A 914-nucleotide genomic window follows, 5' to 3' on the forward strand; every position below is an offset into this window, starting at 1 on the left:
CATCGCCACCACCATCGCCACCACCATCGCCACCACCATCACCCCCGCCGTCACCACCACCCTCTCCCGGATCGGGTGTAGTCGGGGCCGGGTGGTCGTTTGTCGTGCACGTGGCCCCGGTAGGCGTAAAGAGGCGTCCTGTTGGCGACTGCGCGTATAGCGAGCCACTGTACGTGCAGCCGTTACTGCACACGCTGTCAAGCCCAGTAGTGCCACCCCCTCTCCAGCCTGTTTCTTCGAGGCGTGCGGCACATGAGGCTGCATATGATCGTGTTCGCGTTTCATACGCAGGCCCCGGACTGCTGCAAGGCGTGACATAGGCAAGAAAGGAATCAACGCCTTGATTCTTCACCCCGGGGCACCAGCCCGATGAGCCCGAATTTGACTTCGCCGCCTGCGCATTTGCGGTGGCCCATGCAGCAGTGTACGCGAGGCCCTCATCCGGGCAGCTGCTGCTCAGCACTGACGGATCAGATGAACAGGTTTCGTCGGCCGCACGGGCCATTCCAGAAGCGAACGTCGCTGCAAGTAGGAATACGCCTAACAGCGCGACTTTAATCATTGCGACGCCTCATTGAACGCCAATGCGACAGCGTGCCCCGTCAGGCCGCCGATAAACGCGAACACCATGCACACCAGCATCGTCAATCCTCCTTTTCCGGTTGGCCACAGAAGATGCACTCGCCACCGTCATAGTCATGGCCGGTGTCAGCACACACGACCTCTTCAACCTCTCCCGCCTCATCGTCAGCGTGTTCGTCCGCGTCCTGGTCCTCGCGGTCCTCAAAGTGGACCGGCCAGCCTTTCGTAGACATCCGGTTGCCATAATTGATGGCAATGACCGAGGTGTTTATGGGCAACAGCAAGCAGTACACGGATGAGTTCCGGGCAGAGGCGGTGAAGCAGGTGATCGA

1 protein-coding gene is annotated in these 914 nt (G+C 60.3%); it reads right to left on the bottom strand.

The genetic code is table 11. The features are described 5' to 3' along the window. Positions 1–644: 644 nt before the first annotated feature. On the bottom strand, positions 645–914 hold a 270-nt coding region (locus WDC87_RS21855), incomplete at its 5' end, for a hypothetical protein (RefSeq protein ID WP_336331334.1).

Origin of the sequence: Stenotrophomonas maltophilia group sp. Smal12 (genome assembly GCF_037079935.1) — a bacterium.
Lineage (GTDB): Bacteria > Pseudomonadota > Gammaproteobacteria > Xanthomonadales > Xanthomonadaceae > Stenotrophomonas > Stenotrophomonas sepilia.